Source organism: Flavobacterium bizetiae (assembly GCF_024271895.1).
GTDB lineage: Bacteria > Bacteroidota > Bacteroidia > Flavobacteriales > Flavobacteriaceae > Flavobacterium > Flavobacterium bizetiae.
The window spans coordinates 4187126-4211045 of the sequence record NZ_CP091861.1; the positions used below are offsets into that span (position 1 = coordinate 4187126).

The following is a 23920-nucleotide window of genomic DNA, read 5'->3' on the forward strand; positions in this document are numbered from 1 at the left end:
AAATATCGTTTAGAAGAATCTTGGTGAAACAATCTTATCGTATTTTTTGAATAGCTCAAATCGTAAGAAGATCTCATGCGAACCTGAATTGTAATTGGCTAATTTTGTGGTTTCGGCATCATAGGCATATCCTATAAATAAACCGTCGCTTACCTGAAAACCTACTAATGCGCTTAAGGCTGCACTCCAACGATACGCTACTCCGGCCGTGAATTTTTCGTTAAACAAAAAGTTAGCGGATAAATCTACTTGCAAAGGCGCTCCTTCGGTCATTTTTACTAATGCGGATGGTTTGAATTTTAGATTATAATCTAAATCAAAAACATGTCCTGCCATGAAGTAATAATGAATCTTTTCTTTGGCAACATAGGTAGACATACCATTATAATGACTGGTCTCCAGTAATGCCGGTGCCGAAAGTCCTACATAAGTATTATCTGAATACAGGTAAACTCCAGCTCCTACATTAGGAGAAATTTTATTCTCTACGTTTTCCTGAAATCCGGGATCGGTAGGATCATAAATATTAAGTTTTGTATAATCGACGTTTAATAAATTGGCGCTTCCTTTTATTCCGAAAGCTAATTTATATTGGTACGATACATCTATTGTATAGGATAAATCTACCCCTAGATTGGTTTCGTCAGATGGCCCTATACGATCGTTAACGAGTGAAAATCCAATACCTACTTTCGAATTTTCGATAGGAGTATGCAAAGAGAATGTTCCTGTTTGCGGCGCGCCTTCGAGCCCTACCCATTGTGTGCGGTAAAGTCCGAAAATACTCATCGCATCCCGCGAACCTGCATATGCGGGATTTATAACACTTGCATTATACATATACTGTGTATATTGTGCGTCTTGCTGAGCACTTATATAATTACAAGTGAACAGAATAATTAGCAATAACCTTATACTTTTTGTCTTCATTTTAATTATTTTTAAAGAATAAATTGCAGGCGAAAAACGTATTGAACTTCTACAATTCATATTATTTATACTCGCTAACAATAAATCGTTTTTTAATTATTTTGATTGATATACAGATATCCTGCTTTTTCTTTGTTTTGGGTATTGGTTCGGTATTTTAAGATATAGAAATAAGTTCCTGTTGGTAGCCCTGCATCTCTGTTTACAGTGGCGCGTCCATCTGAGAATCCTCTAAATACACGATCACTCTCATTGTAACCACTGGTTTGATATACCAACACTCCCCATCGATTATAAATTTCTACTGTATTGTCCGGATATTTGTTGATTCCTTTAATAAAGAAAAAATCATTTTTACCATCGCCGTTTGGAGAGACTGCATTATGAACAATTAAATCATCCTCTTCTTCTACTGGTTTAGTGACTCTCGCCAGTGTAAAAATTCCGTAACCTGATACCTGAGCAGTTACCATAGTTTGTGCATCATCTGTTACGCCACCTTCTGAAATCCATTTTCCTGAAGCAACATCCCATCGCACAATTTGTATTTCGGTACCATTACTTTCTTCATAAATAAACGACGGTGTTGTATCTCTGTTTAAAGTAAGCGTAAGTACAATATTAGTATCTCCTTTATCTTTTGTTATTTCCCAATATTCAGTATCATCAATTAGCCTTATATTATCCTGTTTGCTATTATGAGGATAAGAAGGATCTGAATTTTGTAAAAAATAATGTGATGTATAAGTGTCTGAATTATCAGCAGAATTTGCATGTAAAGAAGGACGATAGTAATTGGCGTCTCCAACTGGATATTCAAATGCTGCTGTACCAATTTTTGCTACTCTTCCGTCAACAAAACTATTATTGCTTGTATTGGTATGCATTCCATTAATTTCAAAAATTACTTTTCCGTTATAACTATCGGCATCAATAATTCCTTTTTGAAAATTTGAATTTCCTGAAACCGAAATATCTGTTGCCAATAAAAAAGGAGATGCTGCAGCTTCATTATTAAAAACAACATTTTTAAAACGCGAATAAACAGATGAAGAAGGAATATCTCCGTCGATAATTTGTTCCTGTTGTCCTGTAAAATACGTTGTTCCTTGTTGCGTAGCTGTAAAATCAACCTTTCCGTCATTTGTATAATGATGAAAAAGATGAACCTGACCATCATTGATAAACTCTCCGGTGTTGGTATTTTTAAAATCAAAATGTACCGAAACCAAAGTTCCAGGTTCAACCTTTATTTGATCGGGATTCAATAACTGCGCTTTTACATTCGATACTGAACAGCACAAAGCAAAGCTCAGCATCGTTGTTACTTTTATAAAAGGGAATCTATTTTTCATAAGAATTCAATTTGCTGCTTTACGCAGATTTAGAAATCAAAGCACAGTTTTTATATTAGTGTGCTTATTTTTAAGTATTTTGGAATGCTAGTTCCTTGCTTTTTAAGTAAAAAAACAAACCTAGATTATAGCTTAGATAGCACTAGTATTTTGAGAGAATTTGATATTTAAAAGTTGGAGCTATTGCTTCTATAATAAGCTGGTAGGATTCTTTTGGAGCTAAAAGTATAATGCTTTCCATTTCATCAATACTACGGCTTCTGCCAGCAGATATCCTTACGGTGGCTGCAGAATTATCATCCACTCGTTTTATGGTAAACACTCTCCCAATTAACATTGAAAATCCTCCCGTAGCAGGTAAGTCTAGCGTAATTGTACCTGAACCCGCCCCACTTGCATCGATTAAAACAACCTCATCAAATATTATATTAAAAGTTGTTGATGCTGTAACTCTTCTGATTGTTGAAGTTTTAAAAGGTGTTTGCCAGGCAACAGTACCCGTTGCACTAGTTGTCAAAATTTGGCCTGAAGTCCCTGGATTAATCTTTATGTTAGCATTATTTAAAAGTGTATTACTCCCTGTATCAACACCAATAACACCTGTACCGCTAAGAGTTCCTGTAGCCAAATCGGTTTTGACCTTACTGATGTCCAGTTCAATCGCTGTGTTTTTAAATGTCGTTCCCGTACCATCAGTAATTGCGATATAATCATTAGCAGATAAATTTCCGGCTCCTACAGTAGGTGGTGCTCCTGCCGGACCCTGAGGGCCTTCGGGACCAACTGCACCATCAACTCCATTTGTTCCGGGTAAACCTTGAGGACCAACTTCTCCTTGTGGACCTTGTGGGCCTGTTAAACCATCAATTCCATTTGTTCCATCAACTCCATTTGTTCCGGGTAAACCTTGTGGGCCAGTTGCTCCTTGCGGACCTTGTGGACCAACTAATCCATCAACTCCATTTGTTCCCGGTAAACCTTGAGGGCCAATTTCTCCTTGTGGACCTTGCGGACCAACTAATCCATCAACTCCATTTGTTCCCGGTAAACCTTGAGGACCAATTTCTCCTTGTGGACCTTGCGGACCAACTAATCCGTCAACTCCGTTTGTTCCCGGTAAACCTTGAGGGCCAATTTCTCCTTGTGGACCAGTTAAGCCTTCCAGCTTAATTTCATTCCAATTATTATCTTCGTCTTTATAAGTCAGCATCTGAGTTGATGCATCATATACTAAAGATGTGACGGTTTCTTTGAAAGTGACTATATCATCTTTATTGATCATTTTTACCCATTTAATGCCATTCCAGAAATAAAATCCCGGTATAACATCGTTTATGGTTCGCGTATTAAAAACTAACAAACTAGTTGTCGCAGTTCCGATAATTGGTGCCTGAAGTGATAATTGTGTCAATTGAACACGAGGCACAAGCAATCCTTTATTTGTAGCCGAAATATCTAATTGAGAGGATTGATCTGGATTTAGAGTTCCTATACCTACCTGACTGTAAGTGACTGTCGTAAAGGATAACGAACAAATAATTCCGTAAAAAGTATTTTTTAATTCCATAAATTTAAATCTTAGTGATATACATTGCAAAGAGACGAAATGCATGTACCCCAAAACGTCAAATAAAGAACAGATTAAGACATAATTCGACCTTTGATTGCTTTTTTAGCAACAATCATATTACTCAAAACCAAAATATTAGCGATTATTCAAAGAACATACGAGTCATTAAATTGATCGTACTCTCTTTTCTAAAAGGGGATAAAATTGAGCACAGCCTTAAAAAAGACTGTGCTAATTCTATTTTAATTATTTTTTAGACAATAACTGTTTTACAGCATTTTTTAAGTCTTCTAATTCTGCTTGTTGTTTCTTTTGAGTTTGTTCTAACTCTTGCAACTTTTTATCTTTTAATACAATTTCATTTTGTTGCTCTTTTACAGCTTCAACAAGTACAGGAATTAAAGTGGTGTAAGAAACCGAGTAATATCCTTTATCATCAACCGTAACAGCTTCTGGTAATATGGCTTCGATATCCTGAGCTATAACCCCCAATTGGTGTTTTTGATCAAAACTCATTTCTTTAAATTCATCTGTTCTCCAGTTATAACCTACTCCGTTAATTTTCATTACTTTTTCTAAAGCGTTTGTAATTGGAGTAATGTCTTTTTTATATCTTCTGTCTGATGATTGAGCCCAGGTTGTTGTTCCTCCTGCAGCACCATTTACATAAAATCTAAATGAAGCATTTGCATCAGCCTGATTAATAGCCATACTACTATTTACTCTGTTATAAACCAAAGCTCTATTAGTAAAAATCCCTGCTCCATTTATATGAACCAATTCGAAAAAGTCATTCCCTCTTCCGTTAAGAGATGATCCTATAATCCATCTGTCATTTGCAGCATTTCGAATAAAATTAAGTTCAGCCGGATCAGCATAATTTCCTGATGTAAGTCCGTTATTAATATGCATAACAGCACCTCTAATTGTACCTGCAACATCTAATTTTTGACCTGCATCTAGTTTACCAATACCTATATTTCCATTATTTAAAATAGACATACGTTTAATGTTGCCCGTCCAAAAATCTAAACCACTTACATTTCCATTTGCGGCAGTTGCTCTATTAGAAGATATTCCTTCACCACTTGTCGTAGGTCCAAAATACAAACCAGTTCTTGTTGTTCCGTTTCCTAAATTTTCTCCATCGACTTGTAATGATTTAGAAATTACAGCATTCCCTACAACACTTAATTCTTTTGTTGGAGCAGAAATTCCGATACCTAATCTTCCGTTTTGTACATCAAAACTTGCTACTGTTTTTTTAACTCCTGAAGTAACCCCATAAACATCTAACGTATTCATTGCTGAAGCAGCCGGACTTATAAATTCTATTCCTCCACCCCATGTGTTTTCTGCACCAGCTTCCCAAAAACTTATTCTACCTTGTGCGTTAGCATTTGTATTACCAACACCATTGCTAAGAAAGTTTAAGGTTGGTGTAACTGATCCGTTAATTAACTGATCTCCGCCAAAAACATTAAATTTATATGCTGATGCAGCTGTAGTTCCAATACTTACACTACCCATTTGGTAAATATTCTGAGTATTTGCATTGGCTTCATTTGTTGTACCAGCTACTCTCCATGGTTCATTAACTGCTATAGTTGCCGGTCTCCAATCTGTACCGCTCCATGATAAAACTTGATTCCCTGTTGGTGCGGCTGTATTTATTGGTCGACCTTGCAATTGGTTTGCATTCCATAAATTGGTTGTGTTTAAAGCAGATATTATACGGTTTGTATTATCTACTGCTATACCTGTACCAGCCGTGTAAACTGGCGCTGGATTACCTGCAGGACCTGTTGCTCCTGTTGCACCAACATCTCCCTTATCTCCTTTTGGACCAGCAACACCAGTTGCACCTGTTAAACCAATCGGACCTTGTGCACCTGCAGCTCCGGTTAAACCTCTTGCTCCATCATCTCCTTTTGGACCTTGCGCTCCAGTAGCTCCGGTTAAACCTTGTGGACCCGCAACTCCCGTTGCACCAGTTAAACCAATTGGACCTTGAGCCCCAGTATCACCTTTTGCTCCAGCAGGACCTGCTATACCTTGCAATCCCTGAGGACCTGTTGCTCCTATTGCACCTGCATCTCCCTTATCTCCTTTTGGACCAGCAGCACCAGTTAATCCTATCGGACCTTGCGCTCCGGTAGCTCCAGTTAAACCTTGTGGACCAACTGCACCATCAGTTCCATCTTTTCCGTCAGTTCCAGCAATACCTTGCAATCCTTGAGGTCCTGTTGCTCCTACAACACCATCATCTCCTTTTGGACCTTGCGCGCCAGTAGCTCCTGTCAATCCTATTGGACCTTGCGCTCCGGTAGCTCCTGTCAATCCTATTGGACCTTGCGCTCCGGTAGCTCCTGTTAAACCTTGTGAACCAACCGCACCATCAACTCCATCTTTTCCGTCAGTTCCCGCAATACCTTGCAATCCTTGGGGACCTGTTGCTCCTACAGCACCGTCATCTCCTTTTGGACCTTGCGCTCCTGTAGCTCCAGCTAAACCTTGCGGACCAACTGCGCCATCAACTCCATCTTTTCCGTCAGTTCCAGCAATACCTTGCAATCCTTGGGGACCTGTTGCTCCTACAGCACCGTCATCTCCTTTTGGACCTTGCGCTCCAGTAGCTCCAGCTAAACCTTGCGGACCAAATGCGCCATCAACTCCATCTTTTCCATCTTTTCCATCAGTTCCGTCAGTTCCGTCAGTTCCCGCAATACCTTGTAATCCCTGAGGACCTGTAGCTCCTACAGCACCATCATCTCCTTTTGGACCTTGTGCTCCAGTTAATCCTATTGGACCTTGCGCTCCGGTAGCTCCAGCTAAACCTTGTGGACCAACTGCACCATCAACTCCATCTTTTCCGTCAGTTCCAGCAATACCTTGCAATCCTTGAGGACCTGTTGCTCCTACAGCACCATCATCTCCTTTTGGACCTTGTGCTCCGCTTGCTCCTGTCAATCCTATTGGACCTTGCGGACCAACTGCGCCATCAACTCCATCTTTTCCGTCAGTTCCAGCAATACCTTGCAATCCTTGAGGACCTGTTGCTCCTACAGCACCGTCAGCTCCATTTGCTCCAGCAACACCTTGTAATCCTTGAGGACCTTGTGCGCCAGCTGCTCCAGCTGCTCCAGCTATACCTTGTGGACCAGTTAATCCAACTAATTGTTCTGGTGTAAAATCTTCATATTTAAAATCTTTTCCATCGATACCATTTGTACCGTTAGTTCCTGCTGTACCTTGTGGTCCAGTTAATCCAACTAATTGTTCTGGTGTGAAATCTTCATATTTAAAATCTTTTCCGTCAATACCATTCGTTCCGTTTGTACCGTCAGCTCCATTTGCTCCGGCAACACCTTGCAATCCTTGAGGACCTTGTGCGCCATCAGCACCATTAGTTCCTGCTATACCTTGTGGACCAGTTAAGCCAACTAATTGTTCTGGTGTAAAGTCTTCATATTTGAAATCTTTTCCATCGATACCATTAGTACCGTTTGTACCATCAGCTCCATTTGCTCCCGCAATACCTTGTAATCCTTGAGGACCTTGTGCTCCATCAGTACCATTTGTTCCTGCGGTACCTTGAGGACCTGTTAAGCCAACTAATTGTTCTGGTGTAAAATCTTCATATTTAAAATCTTTTCCGTCAATACCATTAGTTCCGTCAGCTCCATTTGCTCCGGCAACACCTTGTAATCCCTGAGGACCTTGTGCTCCATCAGTACCGTTAGTTCCGGCTGTACCTTGAGGACCTGTTAATCCAACTAATTGCTCTGGTGTGAAATCTTCATATTTAAAATCTTTTCCGTCAGTTCCGTTTGTTCCGTTTGCTCCATCAACTCCGTTCGCTCCGGCAACACCTTGTAATCCTTGAGGACCTTGTGCGCCAGCTGCTCCTTCTGGACCGGTTAAACCAACTAATTGCTCTGGTGTGAAATCTTCATATTTAAAATCTTTTCCATCAATACCATTTGTACCGTCAGCTCCATTTGCCCCAGCAACACCTTGTAATCCTTGCGGACCTTGTGCGCCATCAGCTCCATTGGTTCCTGCTACACCTTGAAGGCCTGTTAATCCTACTAATTGTTCTGGCGTGAAATCTTCATATTTAAAATCTTTTCCATCAATTCCATTCGCTCCAGCAACACCTTGTAATCCTTGAGGACCTTGTGCGCCATCAATTCCATTGGTTCCAGCTATACCTTGAGGACCTGTTAAACCTACTAATTGTTCTGGTGTAAAATCTTCGTATTTGAAATCTTTTCCATCAACTCCGTTTGTACCATCAGTTCCATTCGTTCCAGCTATACCTTGAGGACCTGTTAATCCAACTAATTGCTCTGGTGTGAAATCTTCATATTTAAAATCTTTTCCATCAATACCATTTGTACCGTTTGCTCCATCAACTCCGTTAGTTCCATCAGCTCCATTAGCTCCGGCAACACCTTGTAATCCCTGAGGACCTTGTGCTCCATCAGTTCCATTTGTTCCTGCTACACCTTGTGGACCAGTTAATCCAACTAATTGTTCTGGCGTAAAATCTTCGTATTTAAAGTCTTTTCCATCAATACCATTAGTTCCGTTTGTACCATCAGCTCCATTTGCCCCAGCAACACCTTGTAATCCCTGAGGACCTTGTGCGCCATCAGTTCCATTTTTTCCTGCTATACCTTGAGGTCCAGTTAAACCAACTAATTGTTCTGGTGTGAAATCTTCATATTTAAAATCCTTTCCATCGATACCATTAGTTCCATCAGCTCCGGCAACACCTTGTAATCCTTGAGGACCTTGTGCGCCATCAGCACCATTTGTTCCAGCTGTACCTTGAGGTCCAGTTAAACCAACCAATTGCTCTGGTGTGAAATCTTCATATTTAAAATCTTTTCCATCGATACCATTAGTTCCATTTGTACCGTCAGCTCCATTTGCTCCAGCAACACCTTGCAGTCCTTGAGGACCTTGTGCGCCATCAGTTCCATTTGTTCCTGCTATACCTCGAGGTCCAGTTAAACCAACTAATTGTTCTGGTGTGAAATCTTCATATTTAAAATCTTTTCCATCAATACCATTTGTTCCGTTTGCACCATCAACTCCTTTAGTTCCATCAGCGCCATTTGCTCCGGCAACACCTTGCAATCCTTGAGGACCTTGCGCGCCATCAGCACCATTTGTTCCTGCTATCCCTTGAGGGCCAGTTAAACCAACTAATTGTTCTGGCGTGAAATCTTCGTATTTAAAATCTTTTCCATCGATACCATTAGTACCGTTAGTTCCATCAGCTCCATTTGCTCCATTTGCTCCGGCAACACCTTGTAATCCTTGAGGACCTTGTGCGCCAGCTGCTCCTTCTGGACCAGTTAAACCTACTAACTGCTCTGGTGTAAAATCTTCATATTTAAAATCCTTTCCATCAATACCGTTTATACCATCAGCTCCATTTGCTCCGGCAATACCTTGTAATCCCTGAGGACCTTGTGCACCATTGGCTCCTGCTATACCTTGAGGTCCAGTTAATCCAACTAATTGTTCCGGTGTGAAATCTTCATATTTGAAATCTTTTCCTGCAAGTCCAGGTAAACCTTCAGGACCTTGTGGACCGGCTGCCCCTCTTGGACCTGATAAACCTGCTAAAGTAATTTCATGTGTTTTTTCATCTTCATCTTTATAAGTCAAAATCTGTGTTGATGAATTGTATGCTAATGATGTTAATGTTTCATATGACTTTACATCTTTAGCAATCTCAACGGTAGTTATTGTACCCGCTTCGTTTGAATAGGTATATGTTCCGTTGCCATTGTTGACCAAAGAAGTAATCGTTTCTCTAAAACTACCTATTTCGTCTTTACTAATAATTCTTACCCATTTTACTCCATTCCAGTAATAAAAACCGGGTGTAACATCATTAATTGTCTCTGTATTATAAACTAATAAACTCACTGCAGCTGTACCAATTACAGGTGCTTGTGATGAAATTTGCGTTAGTTTTAAACGAGGTATCAATATACCTTTGTTTGTAGCGGTAACATCTAACTGAGAGGATTGTTCCGGGCTTAAGGTTCCTACTCCAACCTGACCATAAGATACTGTTGAGAACAACAGTAAACCTATAACTCCTAGAAAAGTATTCTTAATTTGCATAGCGTTAATCTTTAAATTAATAAACTGAACTTTACGTTACACTTTCAAAACCTAAACATTTGCTTCAATTAATGCTCTCTTAATAATTGAAAGACAAGTAAGTTGTTTATAGAATTTTTTGTTTTGAGAAATAACATAAATTATTACATGACAAAGGAAGATATTTCGATAGCCTGTAAACGTCAAAAAAACACCACTTTAAGACACATTTAGGTTTTATACTGATTTTTAAGCAATGAAAAAAGTTTACAAGGCTTCTGAATTATCAATTCCACAAATTTTTAACATTATGATTGTTCGATGCTTAAATTATTTTGCACGGAAAAAGAAAACCATACTTTTAAGGCTGTAACTGTGAAATATTCAAGACATGTAAAAGGCTATATTTAGATTAAAAAGACTTAAATCATAAAAATAAACCTACGAATTTGGTTAAAACACGTCATTAAATCGTAATTTTTTTATATGCTTTCTACTTTAATAAATAATAGAAAAATTAAAATGCTGAGGTAGAAACGAAAACATTAAAAGATTAAAAAAGACGAAAAATGTCTCTTTACAAATAAAAAAACACATAGATATATTTGCCATTATTTGAACCAATATACAAATCAAAAAAAGTTGCCAAAGAAAAATTTCCGTGGCAACTCCGTTTAAAATCTATTATACAACAGTACGTTTTGTTTATCGTTTTTTAGAAACAAAAAATTTACTGTTTCTTATCAATGTAAGTTCTCTTTCTTTTTGAAAATAAATATCTGTATGAGTTCCGGCAAGTCTTAATGGTTTTCCTTGACTATCACGTTCTATAACTTTACCGCGACTCATAATCCATTTGTATTTTCCGTTGGAAGTTAAAACCCTGTGTTGATTTTCAAAATAAGAGGTTTTTCCATCTAAATGATTATCAATAGCAGCGTAATATTTATGAAGATCTTCGGGATGTAAGGCTCTGTCCCAAAGTTCTAAATTGTCAAATACATCATTAGAATCTAATCCTAATAGTTTTAAGGATTCTGATGAATAAAAAACAACATTGGTGGGTATATCCCAATCCCAAATTCCGGCAGCAGAAGCTTCTAAGGCAACCCGGCTTCGCTGGTCGTAAATTTTAGACCTTATTTCTTCGTCTCTTAAATTAGTTATAAAAGGATCGTTCAGCTTAAAAGATAAACTGCCATTTCTCATTGGTGTTGTTTTAGAAGATCCATCTATATCGCTTAGTTTTCTTTGAGGTAATAAACGTTTAATTGCTGCAGTGATTTTTTCTAAATTTAATTCCATTCTTATTCTTATTTAACGAATTACTGTTTTAAAAATAATATTGAAACAGAACCTCCATCTATTCTGTTTTTCCATTTTAATTTCTCCCGTAATACTTTAAAAACTAAATAAACATTCTAATTCTATAAGTATTACAACACAAAGAAAAGTATAGCTATAGATAAGTTACGCCCAATAAACATCACATTAAGACATTATTGAATCCTCTTTTCTTATTGGTCAATATTTTAAAATTGTGTTTTTTAAATAGAAAAAACCTAATTACTAAATTTGATTTAGCCATTAGGTTTTGTTGATTTCTCCAAAAATCTCAAGAACAATAATAGTAACTCTTTTTAATTCATAATTGTATGCGGCTTTAAGGTTAATTATTTACCAAAGTAACGTGCATTTTTTTTCTATTGAAGCCCAAATAATAACAGAATAAGGCATTAAATTGGGCTTACAATGTTTTCTAACATTAATAATTTGAACTAACAAAATCTTCCGAAGGTTTTCTGCCAAATTGCTGAAAATATACTCCCGAAAACAGACTTGGTTTTGAATAATTTAATTCCCGGGCAACATCAGACAATTTCATAAAATTCTCACTCTTAAGGAGTTCATTCGCTAAAATCATTTTTTCTCTTAAAAAGAAATTCTTTGGCGTACTTACAAACCTCTTTTTAAATAAAAATTTAAATTTTGTAACCGACATTCCTGATATTTCAGCCAAAAACAAAACACCCGGAAATACACTGAATAAATTGTTCATCATATAATCTTTAGCCAGATTTAAAGCTTCGGACTCTTTATCAGATATATGATGCAGCATTGGGGCAAGATTCGAATATCTGTCGATAAATTTGGCCAATAATCTTAAACTCACTCCTTTTAAATAAATTTCGAATGCGGGATCTAAGAATGATTTGTTTTTTATGGCATACATAATCAGTTTGCTTTTACTATCAATATGGTCATAGAAAAAGAGTGTATTCTTATCGCTTTTTATCTTTCTTTTAGCGGGATTTTCTATATCAGATTTGGCTATAGATGTACTTAATAATTCTTTGCTTACGATTAATCGCATGGCAAAAACACGCTCACCAATAACAGGTTGAAACACATTTTCTATCGCATTATCAAAAACACCTAACCCAAGATTGGCCTTATAGCCTATTTTGTGCTCAATGCCTTCAATATAGATCAAATTCATTTCGTCGCTAAAATCATAATGTATTATAAACAAATCATTATCTGATTTAAGTCTTCTTAAATGTATACTTTGATTAAAGGTTACGTCTAAAAGTACTACCGAAAGTCCGGGTGTTATGGTGGTGAAAAAAAATCCTCCATCTGCCAATTCATTTGGAACAACTAATAATTTTTCATCAATTAATTCTACATTGAATTGTTCTGCGAGTTCCTTTAGCCAATTTGAGGATAAAGAATAAGTGTGAGTAATTTCAATCATCATTCTAAATGTTTAATTAAGACTTTTGAAAATATTTCAAGAATCTTATGTCCCATTATAAATGGAATCTATTTTTAAAAATTAAATTATGAGAAAGCATGACAATGCCTTGCTTTTATGAGTTAATTAGAAAGAAAAAATGAGGGATTACGAATAGAAAATGATTTGCTATTGATGGAAATAACAAGTATTCATTTTAAATTTTACCAAAATTACGAGAGCACAATAATTTCGATAAAAAGTTCTAAAATATCATTGTAGATGATTCTCAAAAAGATATTTCGACCTTAGTTTTTCTAAATAATTACGTTGCAAATAGACATAAAAATTTAGTCCAAATACGTCATATAAACACCAGATTAAGACATTTTGAAAATTTGTAATACTAATAAATACTATTAATAGAAGTAATAATTGATTAAACTTTGAATGACTTTAATATAAATTATAATCGTAGAATTTGCAGATAAAAAAGAAGGGGTTTAATTCTAAAATTCTGACTTTAAAAAATCATCCACAGGTTTTCTTCCAAATTGTTGGGAGTAGGCTAATGAGAACTTGCTTACTTTAGTGTAGTTTAATTTGCGTGCAATCTCTGATATATCAAGAAAATTTTCGCTTTTAAGAAGCTCATTGGCTAAGATCATTTTTTGTCGGATAAAAAAATGATTTGGAGTTGTGATAAACATCTTTCTAAACAAAGATTTATATTTTGTAACCGACATTCCTGCCAATTCTGCGAGCATATCGACTCCGGGAAATCCGTCGAGTAAATTGTTTAGCATATACTCTTTTGTAAGATCTAAAGATGTTACTTCTTTTTCAGGAATATGATGCAGCATTTGGGCAAGATTCGAATATCTGTTGATAAACTTTGCCAGCAATCGTAAGCTCACGCCTTGCAAGTAAATTTCGAATGCGGGATCTAAGAAAGATTTGCTTTTTATAGCGTGCATGATGAGCTTGCTTTTGCTATCGATATGATCGTAAAAAAAAAGCGTTTTTTTATCACTCTTAATTTTACGTTTACTAATATCTTTTGCATTTCTATTTGCAATCGATACACTTAATAAATCTTTGCTAACAAGCAAACGCATTGCAAATACGCGCTCTCCTACAACAGGTTCAAAAATATTTTCAATCGCATTATCTACGACTCCAAGTCCCAGATTGGCCTTGTACCCTATTTTGTGTTTTACACCGTCAACATGAATAAGATTTATTTCATCACTAAAATCATAATGTATGATATACAAATCGTTGTTTGAGGCTAATCTTCTTATGCGAATGGGTTTCTTAAAAGTTAAATCTAAAAGTACCACCGAAAGTCCTGGTGAAACTTGTGTAAAGAAAAATCCGCCATCAGCCAGTTCCGGCATTACGGTTAGTTTTCCGTCAATAACTTCTGCGCCTTCTCCTAGCTGTGTTACATTATCGTACAGCCATTCGGGAGTCAAAGAATATATGTGACGAACCTCTAACATTATTCTAGTTGTTTAACAAAATCCTTAGGCGACATTCCGAAAAATTCTCTGAATTTTGCAGCAAAGTAGGAACTGTTCGTGAAGTTTAAACGATCCGAAACCTCTGCAATATTAAGTTGTCGTTCTTGCAAAAGTCGTTTTGCTTCTACAAGTTTATTATTTAAAAAGAAAGAGTTGGGTGTCATTCCGGTAATCTTTTTAAACAGTTTTTTATATTTAGAATCTGACATGTTTGCTTGCTGAGCCAGAAACTCGATACTTGGAAATAATTGATTGAGATTTTCTACTAAATACGATTGAGATTTTATAATATACGTTAAATCGTGTTCGTTAATCTTATCAATTACAATCTCCTCAAAGGTCATTTTTTCAATATATTCTGCTAAGAGATTCTGAACCGTTCCTCTTAAATAAAGATCGAACACTGTTCCTCCTACTTCGTGATTGCGCAAATTTGTTAAAAGATTATAGCTATCATTGCTCATTCTGGTAAACTTAACAATCGTATTTAATTCCGGATTTAAAATGTCGTCGGCATGTTCTTTTAGCGACGGATTGTCCTGAAAATATTCTTTTATTAGATCCTTTTTTATAAAAATACAAACAGCAAAAGTTTTGCTTCCTTCCTTAACAATATAATCAGAGTGTAAAGTACTGTCGAGAATTGCCAGGTTATAATTCCATCTTCCAATAGGATTCGAAACATCATCGCATAAAACTACCGCTTCTCCTTCTGTAAGGTTATAATACAGTCCAACAAAATCATCTGTTTTGTTTTCTTGTCTTAAATGAATTTCAGAATTGTACACAACATCTACATAAAGAACCGAAATACCATTTCCCAGATTTAAAACATATCGGTCGCCAGTATGAATATGATCCGGTACTACAATAAAATTGCCTTCAACCGTGCCCTCAAATCCTAAAGCAAATGGTTCAACCCAATCTAATTCTACTCCGTAATGGTGCGTGATTTTTTTCATTCTCCTGATAAAATGTTTTTGTGTGGAATTTTAATTAACAAAAATAGATTTTTTTTCACATTCTTTTTTACGGAGAACTAAATATTTTAGTACAGAATTACTTCGTTTTCTAATTATACATTTAAATATAAGGCTAAGAATAATCTTTCGTACGCATTAAGATGCTGTTTTTTAAAGATGGCAAATCATTTGGTTTTTATCTTATTCTGGTTTTTAATTTGCTTTTATTGCAATAAAAAAACGCTATAAGGTAACTTTATAGCGTTTCTGTTTATAAGAAATAATAATTTGTATTGAATGTCAAACCCAGATTACTCTTTCAAAAATGATTTACTGATAATTTCACTTCCTCTTTGAATGTTAAGCAGGTAAACGCCTTTAAGCAAATAACTGCAGTTGTAGGCAATATCTATTTTGCCCGCCTCGTATACTTTATCTGTAATTGTAGCTATTTTTTGTCCGTTAATATCAAACAATGCAATCGTTACTTTTTGTTGTTCTGTTTGTAAAAAAGAAATGTTGAGGTTTCCTTTTGTCGGGTTTGGGAAAACATTTAAATCTGTTTCCGGATCAGCTGCTACTTTATTGGCGCTAAGCGTAGTTACCGTACAATTGGATGTTGTGCTAAACGCCATTTGTGCAGCGGTAAAATTGGTAAATGTTGCATTGATGTCGATATTTGATGTATCACTGGCACCCTTACCATCGCAATTGTCTCTTCCGTTTCTCCAGTACGGAAACTGCAAATAAACACCTGGCGTAGAGCAGCTGCCAATTTCTGCATCGCCGCCTACAACAACTGAACTTCCAAAATCTCCTGCGAACAACATTGCATTTCCTTTTATATTGGCCGTATTTTTTACGGAACCACCTTCCATCCAGGCATTACCTTCTACAATCGCGCTATTAGATAACGTTGCATTGTATACACAAGCATTTCCTCTTACAATCGCATTGCCGTTTATAGTTCCGCCATCTACCATAGCATAATCATCTATACGCGCATTTCCTGAAATAGTTCCACCTCTTACAATTGCGTAAGGACCTACGTATACCGTAGAGGCTACAGTTGCATTGTTGGACACCCAGCCTCCGCCATTTGTATGCAAATGTCCGTTTGTTTTAAGAAAACTTCTAAAATCAGCTGCCGGCTGAAATCCTTCAGGAGTCGCATTGGCAATTTTTAGTTCATAAGGATATCTTCTTTGTTTTGGATAACCCACATCCATATTGTAATTAACGTGCACTTTTGGTGCTGCAAAAACAACCAGATAAATATTCGCTTCTGTTGATGTATTAAGTGTAAACGAAGCCTCTCCATCGGTTTTATACATTGGGCTGTAACGTGATATTGTACCATCCGTTTTGGTGGTTACAAAACCATAACGCCATCCTGCCTGAGTTGCATTAACTTCTGAATGTCCTTTAAATTTAATCGTAACTTTCTTTTGAGTTCCTGTACAGGTTGGGTATAACGGAATTAAATTCATTCCGTAATCTTGCGGAGCCCAATCATTATTGGTATAATATTGATCTGTTGTTCCTGTAACTTTTGTCAGCAAAGTATATTGCCTGCTGGTATAACGTGGCATGTTTGTTTTTATCGCATTGTAAACGTTTCTGATGGTTTTCCCGAAATTACTCGTTGTATTTATCTGAGAATTCCATTGAATCGGATAATCAAATGCCGGTTGTCGTTGTGCATATCCCCAAAGATAATCATCAAGCTGATCTTGTGTAAAACCTTTCAGTCTCTTAATGGTTTCAAGAGGATGTTCTTCATTCATCGATTCAGCCCACATTCTTCTGGTAAAATCAAATCCTTCTTTTTCCTGAACATAATACATTAAATGAAAATTGGTGTAATGATGTCGGTTAGACGACCACATAAAATGTTTGGTTTGTATCCAGCGGGTCAAAGTTCCGTCAATTTCTGCCCATTGCGGATAAGCCTGAGCGCGCATAAAATTGGCATGTCCTTCATAAAACGGACTCGCCCAATCGTATCCGGCAAATGCTCTCCCCGCACCCGGATTTTCCTGAATGCTCATCATCATTTGCAGCGTGTGGGCAAACTCATGCGATAATGCGCCGCCATCTCTCGTGGCTTCTGGATGTACGAACATAGCGCCAATAGTATTACTAAATGAACTCGCTTGCGCAAAAGCTTCTAATCTGGGATCTGTAGAATTCCAGGTATTCATCATCATAATAATGATCTTATATTTCCCGAAATTGGTTGTTGGGGCATTATTTACAAAATGCAAATCGGTTATGTAGCGTTTAAAGCTAGTTTCGAGCGTATCTGCTACCGATTTTGGCGTAAATCGTAAAGCAGCATCGGCGTAAGCCGCAGGATTCGTTCCTACCTTATCTCCCCAATAAAGCACAAAGTTCGTAGACTCGTACTTTCTGGTGTTAGATACTTTATTATAAAATTCATTATTGGGGTCACTCCATTCTGTGGGAGTAAAAAGCGTTTTCTGTGCAATTGCAAAATAACTGGATAGAAAAACGACAACTAGTAGTAAAAGTTTTTTCATAGTTTATTTAATTAATAGGTTAAGAAATAGCATTCTTTTGTAAATGTAAAAACAACACTAATATCTTTATAAGACAATATTATCTACATTTAATACTATTTTACCTATTTTATTAAACACACCTTTCTGTTTTACAATAAGTTACATAATTACAATTTCAAAAATTAATCAACAGCTGTAATCTCTAGTACAACACTGCTTTCCTGTTTTGCAGAAGAAACTTTTACTCCTACTTTCATCAGGAAATCTCCTGAAAAAACATTTCCAGATGCCTCAAAAGTATTTTTGGCTTCCGGCATGATATTAATTTCTTCGACTTTGTATTTTTTTAAAGGATCAAGTCCTTCTAATCTAACCAGACTATAATTAGGATCTGTTAGCGGATGCAAAGTATAAGAAAAAACTACCGACTTACTTTTGTCCTGACTAACGTACATTAATACCGCTCTGCTTTCGTCATAAGGCGAAATCAATCGGTACAAATCGCCTTGCCAGATTACCGGACTTAACCTTTTGTAATTAGAAACTGCCTGCTGGCAAAATTGCAATTCGTTTGGTTTTAAACCTCCTACGTGAATATCAAAGCCTAATTTCCCCATCATGGCAACATCGGTTTTAAATTTAATCGACTGATTTCCCATAGAGGTCACGTGATTACAAGTCGCCAATGCCGGATAAAAATTAGAATATCCCCATTGTATAAAAACACGATCAAAAGGATCTGTGTTGTCACTTGCCCAAAACTCAGTAAAATAATTCAGCATTCCGTAATCGACTCTTCCTCCGCCACCGGCACAAAGCATCATGGGCAAATTTGGATATTTGGCTTTGATACGGTCAAGCACTTTATACAAACCTTTTGTATATTCTATAAACAAATGCGATTGCTGATTTTTTAAGTAAGTCGAGTAAGCGCTTGTCATCATACGGTTGCAATCCCATTTAAAAAAAGCAACTCCTGATTTCGTTTGCATAATATCGTCTACCACTTTAAAAACAAAATCCTGAACCTGCGGATTGCATAAATCAAGAACCAATTGCGTACGATAAATGCTCTTTTCTCTGTTAGGCAAACTCAATACCCAATCCGGATGTTTTTCGTATAATTCTGTCTTTTCATTGATCATTTCCGGTTCGATCCAGATACCAAATTTTACGTTTGTCTTTTGGGCTTGTTCCATCAAAAAACCAATTCCGTTTGGCAATTTTGACTTTGTTGCCTGCCAGTCTCCTAAACCTGATGTCGAACCGCTTCTTGGGTATTTGTTACCAAACCAGCCGTCATCCAGCAAAAACATATCTACGCCCAATGTTTTGGCATCTGTAAACATATTGGCCAGTTTATTTTCATCAAAATCAAAAAAAGTCGTTTCCCAGTTGTTTAATAAAGTTAAGCGTGGTTTTTCACCATCTTTAAGACCGTATTTTCTAGCCCAGGAATGCAAATTTCTACTTGCCTGACCTTTTCCGTGATTCGAAAACGTATAAATAAATGCAGGCGTTTTAAAGGTTTTTCCTGGTTCCAGATTATATTCTGACGCAAATTCATTGATACCTGAAATAATTCTGAGTTCGTTATTATTATCAATATCAAATGTATACTTAAAGTTTCCTGACCATGCAATTGTACCAGCGATCACTTCGCCCGTATTCTCGCCTGATTTTGAATTTAAAGAAAGAAAAAAACTTGGCGAAGCAAACATATTCGTACGAACACCCAGTTTCGAATCGATCGCTTTAATGCCTCTTGTCAACTGACTTTCCTCCATTCTCACTTCTTCAACCACATCGCTGTAAAACTGAGTCAGCCAATATTGATCAGCATCAAGATGTAATGCTGATGACGCGTAATTGTACAGCATCACCGGTTTTTTCTCATTGTGCAGGATTTCTGTCCACGATTCGATTACATTTTCTTTATAGAATGTTTTATAATGAAGATTAACAAAAACCGGATATTCAGGATCTTTTAATTTGATAATAATCTCAGCAGTATTATTGTCTATTTTTTGAATGGTATGATTTTGATATTCTAATTCTAATGAAGGATTTCCGTCGTTATGAGTGATTCTGATAGCGGGTTCGAATAAATTATCAGTTCCAAAAGTGGGATATGCTGAGTGGCGCAAATCAATTAACGGATTTCCGTCATTCACCACAAAATTCTTGGTGTTTTCTTTTGAAACTGCTTCGTATTCAGCACTATTATTCAGTTTTGTTCCCAAATACGTCTGATACAATTTTTTGTTTTTGCCAACTTTTAAAACTAAAGCCGAAGCCTCAGTCTCGATCTTAATTATTGAACTTTCCTGCGCCTGAATAGGTAAATACATAATAGTCAGTAAAAGTAAAAATCGCTTCATTTTTTTATTTTTTATAAATTTAATACTGTAATGAATTGCAGTATTTATAATTAAATATTAAGATCTTAACACAAACATTCAACACAATCTTGTCATTTCGATTGCTAATGATATAGTGTTTTTTTAGGAGCTAATCCCGCTATCCGTTCCAATCTTTTGTGGCGAACACCGCCACAAAAGGATTTCCACTTCTATCGGGGCTAGGGCAATTGTTTTCATAAGAACTATTTCCCATTTTTGTCATCCTGAGGAACGAAGGATCACACTAGAAACTCGACAAAGATTGGCGACTTTCTAATGTGATCTCTCCTTCGTCGAGATGACAAACTAATCTAAGCCCCTTTGCTTTAAAGAGTTGCTTGTGAAGATTTCTCATTCCTCGAAAAGACAAACAGATCAATAATTAATACCCAAAAGGATTCTCAACACTTTGCATAGGTGTAGTAAACCATTTTGCTCCATTTTCGGTCATGTAAAAATGATCTTCATGTCTGATTCCGAATTTCCCCGGAATGCATATCATGGGCTCATTACTCACGACCATTCCCTCTTTTAGTTTTATTTCGCTTCCGCGGACTAAATATGGGAATTCATGAATGTCTAATCCGGTTCCGTGGCCGACTCTGTGAGGCAATCCCGGTAAATCATAATCCGGGCTAAGTCCGGCTTCCGCCAAAGTTTTTCTGGCCGCATCATCTACAGATCCGCAGGAAGATTCAATTTTGGCAGCATCAAAAGCAGCAAATTGAACCTTTTGCTCTAAATTCCAAATCTTTGTATATTCTTCCGAAGGCGTTCCGTATGTATAAGATCGCGTAATATCAGAAAGATAACCTTCAAGTTTACAGCCTGTATCGATAATAACGGCATCATTTTCTTTTAAAGGCTGAGGAACCGAAACGCCATGAGGATATTGTGTATCATCGGTAAACAAAACAATACAGAAATAAGAACCCGTAGGTATTCCGGCTTTTATATGTGCTTTATTAATAAAATCAACCACTTCGTCAGCTGTAATTCCGGGTCTTAATATTTTGGCTGCAGCACGCTGAACCTCCATAGTAATGTCTTTTGCTTTTTGAATAATGGCAATTTCATTCTTCGATTTTTGCATTCTACAAGCTGCTGTAATTTGTTGCGCATTTATATAAGCGTATGAAGTATTGGCTTTTGCAACTCCATCTACTAAAAAATAAGGGGAAGATTCATCAATAGCAATTCTTCCGTACTCAGAGCTTCTGTCATTCAATATTTTACCAAACAAAATATAAGGTGATTCATGTTCTTCCCAACAATTAATATTGGCCTGAACTTTCATATATTTTTTAAAAGTACCTTCTTCAAATTTTGGTACTATATATTCTAAAGATCCGTCATCAAACAATAATGCACCGACCATTCTTTCAGAAGCATTCCATTTTGTTCCTGTAAAATAATACAAATTGGTTCCCGCGTTAAGGTAAATGGCCTGAACAGAAAGCTCTTTCATTAAACCGGTTGCTTTCTTTATACGCTCAAGATATTCCTCTAACTGAATTGGTTGCACATCATGAGTTCTGTTTTCTATTTTTTCAAGTTCGATTGCAGCCGTCGAACCGCCTATACCTATTGTCATTTTCTGTGTATTTTTATAATGAAAGGCTAAATTAATCAATATTGGTTACTCTGTTTTAGGTTTTGTCTGTTTCATTACTAAAAGTAAATCGTCCTGACTAAGCGCATAATCGTACAAACGTAAGGAAGCCATAAAACCAGAGAAATTTTCTCCGATATCTGATGCTCCAATGATAATTTTGGCTTTAGCAATTGCAGAAGATAAAAGCATCGTTTGCGAATTATCGACAACGCCATCTACATATATTTTCTCTACTACGCCATCAAAAGTTAAAACGATATGATGCCATTTATTAGCTTCGGGAACTTTATTAAATTTCATATCAAAATGACCGTCTAAATGTACTCCCGCGCCATAGCTTCCGCTGTTGTACGCTAAAGCATTGTAAGAATTGGCTAAATTAAATTCGTTTCGATCGCACCATGATGCCAAAATTTCTCCTTCTTTGGCAACATCCGGATTTTTAACCCAGGTACCAACGGTATAAGAACCATTCCAAGCCAAAGATTTCGGAACTGCTTTGTCTAATGTGAATGCACCATTTTTAAAATGAAAAGCTTTAATTCCTTCTGATTTTTCTAAAGTTATCTCGCCGCTTTTAGTGAAAGTTCCACCAATCGAACCTTTATTCGAAATGGTATTTATAGCCGATTTGTTCGCTAATTTAGACGCATCAAGATCAACTAATAATTGCTTAGTACTTTTTACCGCAGGAGGTGTATTTGATGCTTTATTTTTTAAGCGTAACGGAAGATCGAATAATGAACTGTACACTTTTATGTTCCAGACTGCTGCGTACAATCCTGTTTTTTCAGTCGCTAAAACGGTTAGTTTTATATAACGCGCATTCACATCATTATCATCAATCATTGGACTTCCCGCTGTACGATTTTTAGATTTATCGGCATACGACAACCAGTTTTTTCCGTTTACAGAATATTCTAATTTATATTGGTAATAATAACTCGCAAACTCAAATTGCGTCATGATTCTTCTGATCTTTTTTTCTGAACCTAAATCAACAATTAAATGTTGTGGAGTGGTATTATCGGCAGCTTTCCACATGGTAGCATTATTATCATCTGTCGCGTACGAAGGTTTGTATTCGTAATCGTATTGCGTCGATTTTAAGTGATAATAAGACGATGCTGTCGTTGTTTTACCAAAAGCAATATCTTCAGGTACAGCCGATTTTATAAGATCACTTATACCTTTACTTGTTGGTGCTACTTTTTGAATGGTCGAATCATTTTCGAAAATCATTTTATCGATACAAACCTGTCTCGCAAGTCCGCCTCGGGTCATAGGATAATCGTGTTTATGATACACAATGTAATAATCGTCATTCTCTTTTAGAACAGAATGATGCCCTGGACCATGTACACTTTGATCTTCATTGGTACTCAAAATCGGATTGTTTTTTCCGGGCGTAAAAGGTCCGTAAGGAGAATCAGAATACGAATAACGAACATTGTAAGTTTCATCGTGACAAGAGGCTCCGGAATACATTAAAATATATTTAGAACCTTTTTTCATCATATAAGCGGCTTCAAAAGGTTCCGGAGTTTGCGCTAACGGAATATTGGCTGAATGAACCATTTCGCCCATTGTTTTTTTATTTAATTCGCCTACGGCATATCCGCCATTGTAGTGTACCCAGGTTCCCCAGTAACCGTAAACTTTACCATCGGTATCAGTAAAAAACTGTGCATCGAGAGACGGATAACCTTCTCTGGGATATCCGTTTGAAATTACCGGAACATCCTGTTCGCTCAATTTTTTCCATGGTCCAACGGGAGTATTTGAAACATAACCGTAAATATTACAGCCCATTTCGCAGTTTCCAAAATACAAATAATATTTACCATCGTCTCCTACTACAATATCGGGAGCCCAAAAATTTGTAATCGATTTTGCCGAAAAAGAAGGGATTTCCATGATATAATTGTACCAGTTTTTAAAGTCTTTGCTATACCAGACTGTTGGCGCTCCGGATGCTAACATTTCGTTATCAGTTGTAGCATAGATATAATAGGTATCGCCAAACTTTTTAATGGTAGGATCAGCAAACCAGCCCGGTAAAATAGGATTTTGAGCTCCGGGCGCGTTTACAGTGATGTCTTTTTGGGCAAATGCAGTTCCCGAAAAAGCGAGTATAATCAAACAATAAAATAGATTATTTTTTAGCAT

At 36.7% G+C, this 23920-nt stretch carries 12 protein-coding genes; all 12 read right to left on the reverse strand.

Annotated elements, in window-relative coordinates; genetic code table 11:
• Nucleotides 1–9: 9 nt before the first annotated feature.
• Entirely contained in the window at nucleotides 10–930 is a 921-nt protein-coding gene (locus L0669_RS17790) for a PorP/SprF family type IX secretion system membrane protein (protein ID WP_263759134.1), read from the reverse strand.
• A 92-nt stretch (nucleotides 931–1022) separates the two neighbouring features.
• On the reverse strand, nucleotides 1023–2285 hold the full coding sequence (locus L0669_RS17795) for a T9SS type B sorting domain-containing protein (RefSeq protein WP_263759135.1): 1263 nt from the start codon (nucleotides 2283–2285) through the stop codon (nucleotides 1023–1025).
• A 142-nt stretch (nucleotides 2286–2427) separates the two neighbouring features.
• A complete protein-coding gene (locus tag L0669_RS17800; RefSeq protein ID WP_263759137.1) occupies nucleotides 2428–3852 on the reverse strand; it encodes a collagen-like domain-containing protein in 1425 nt (474 codons plus the stop codon).
• A gap of 249 nt (nucleotides 3853–4101) precedes the next feature.
• On the reverse strand, nucleotides 4102–10005 hold the full coding sequence (locus tag L0669_RS17805; RefSeq protein ID WP_263759139.1) for a tail fiber domain-containing protein: 5904 nt from the start codon (nucleotides 10003–10005) through the stop codon (nucleotides 4102–4104).
• Between the two features lie 684 nt (nucleotides 10006–10689).
• Nucleotides 10690–11289: a PAS domain-containing protein gene (locus L0669_RS17810; RefSeq protein ID WP_263759141.1), complete on the reverse strand. Its 600-nt coding sequence runs from the start codon at nucleotides 11287–11289 to the stop codon at nucleotides 10690–10692.
• A 460-nt stretch (nucleotides 11290–11749) separates the two neighbouring features.
• Nucleotides 11750–12745 carry a helix-turn-helix domain-containing protein gene (locus L0669_RS17815; protein ID WP_263759142.1) on the reverse strand — a complete coding sequence of 332 codons (996 nt, stop codon included), beginning with the start codon at nucleotides 12743–12745 and terminating at the stop codon, nucleotides 11750–11752.
• A gap of 485 nt (nucleotides 12746–13230) precedes the next feature.
• Nucleotides 13231–14226, reverse strand: coding sequence for a helix-turn-helix domain-containing protein (locus L0669_RS17820; protein ID WP_263759144.1), 996 nt, complete (start codon nucleotides 14224–14226; stop codon nucleotides 13231–13233).
• Complete coding sequence (locus L0669_RS17825) at nucleotides 14226–15209, reverse strand: helix-turn-helix transcriptional regulator (protein WP_263759146.1); 984 nt, start codon at nucleotides 15207–15209, stop codon at nucleotides 14226–14228. Before L0669_RS17825 ends, L0669_RS17820 begins: the two co-directional genes overlap by 1 nt.
• A gap of 311 nt (nucleotides 15210–15520) precedes the next feature.
• Nucleotides 15521–17752 carry a DUF6055 domain-containing protein gene (locus L0669_RS17830; protein WP_263759147.1) on the reverse strand — a complete coding sequence of 744 codons (2232 nt, stop codon included), beginning with the start codon at nucleotides 17750–17752 and terminating at the stop codon, nucleotides 15521–15523.
• Nucleotides 17753–17916: 164 nt separating this feature from the next.
• The gene (locus L0669_RS17835) at nucleotides 17917–20115 is read right to left on the reverse strand and encodes an alpha-galactosidase (RefSeq protein WP_263759149.1); all 2199 of its coding nucleotides are present in this window, start codon (nucleotides 20113–20115) and stop codon (nucleotides 17917–17919) included.
• Between the two features lie 403 nt (nucleotides 20116–20518).
• Nucleotides 20519–21730: a M24 family metallopeptidase gene (locus tag L0669_RS17840; protein WP_263759151.1), complete on the reverse strand. Its 1212-nt coding sequence runs from the start codon at nucleotides 21728–21730 to the stop codon at nucleotides 20519–20521.
• A 45-nt stretch (nucleotides 21731–21775) separates the two neighbouring features.
• Nucleotides 21776–23920 carry a family 43 glycosylhydrolase gene (locus L0669_RS17845; protein WP_263759153.1) on the reverse strand — a complete coding sequence of 715 codons (2145 nt, stop codon included), beginning with the start codon at nucleotides 23918–23920 and terminating at the stop codon, nucleotides 21776–21778.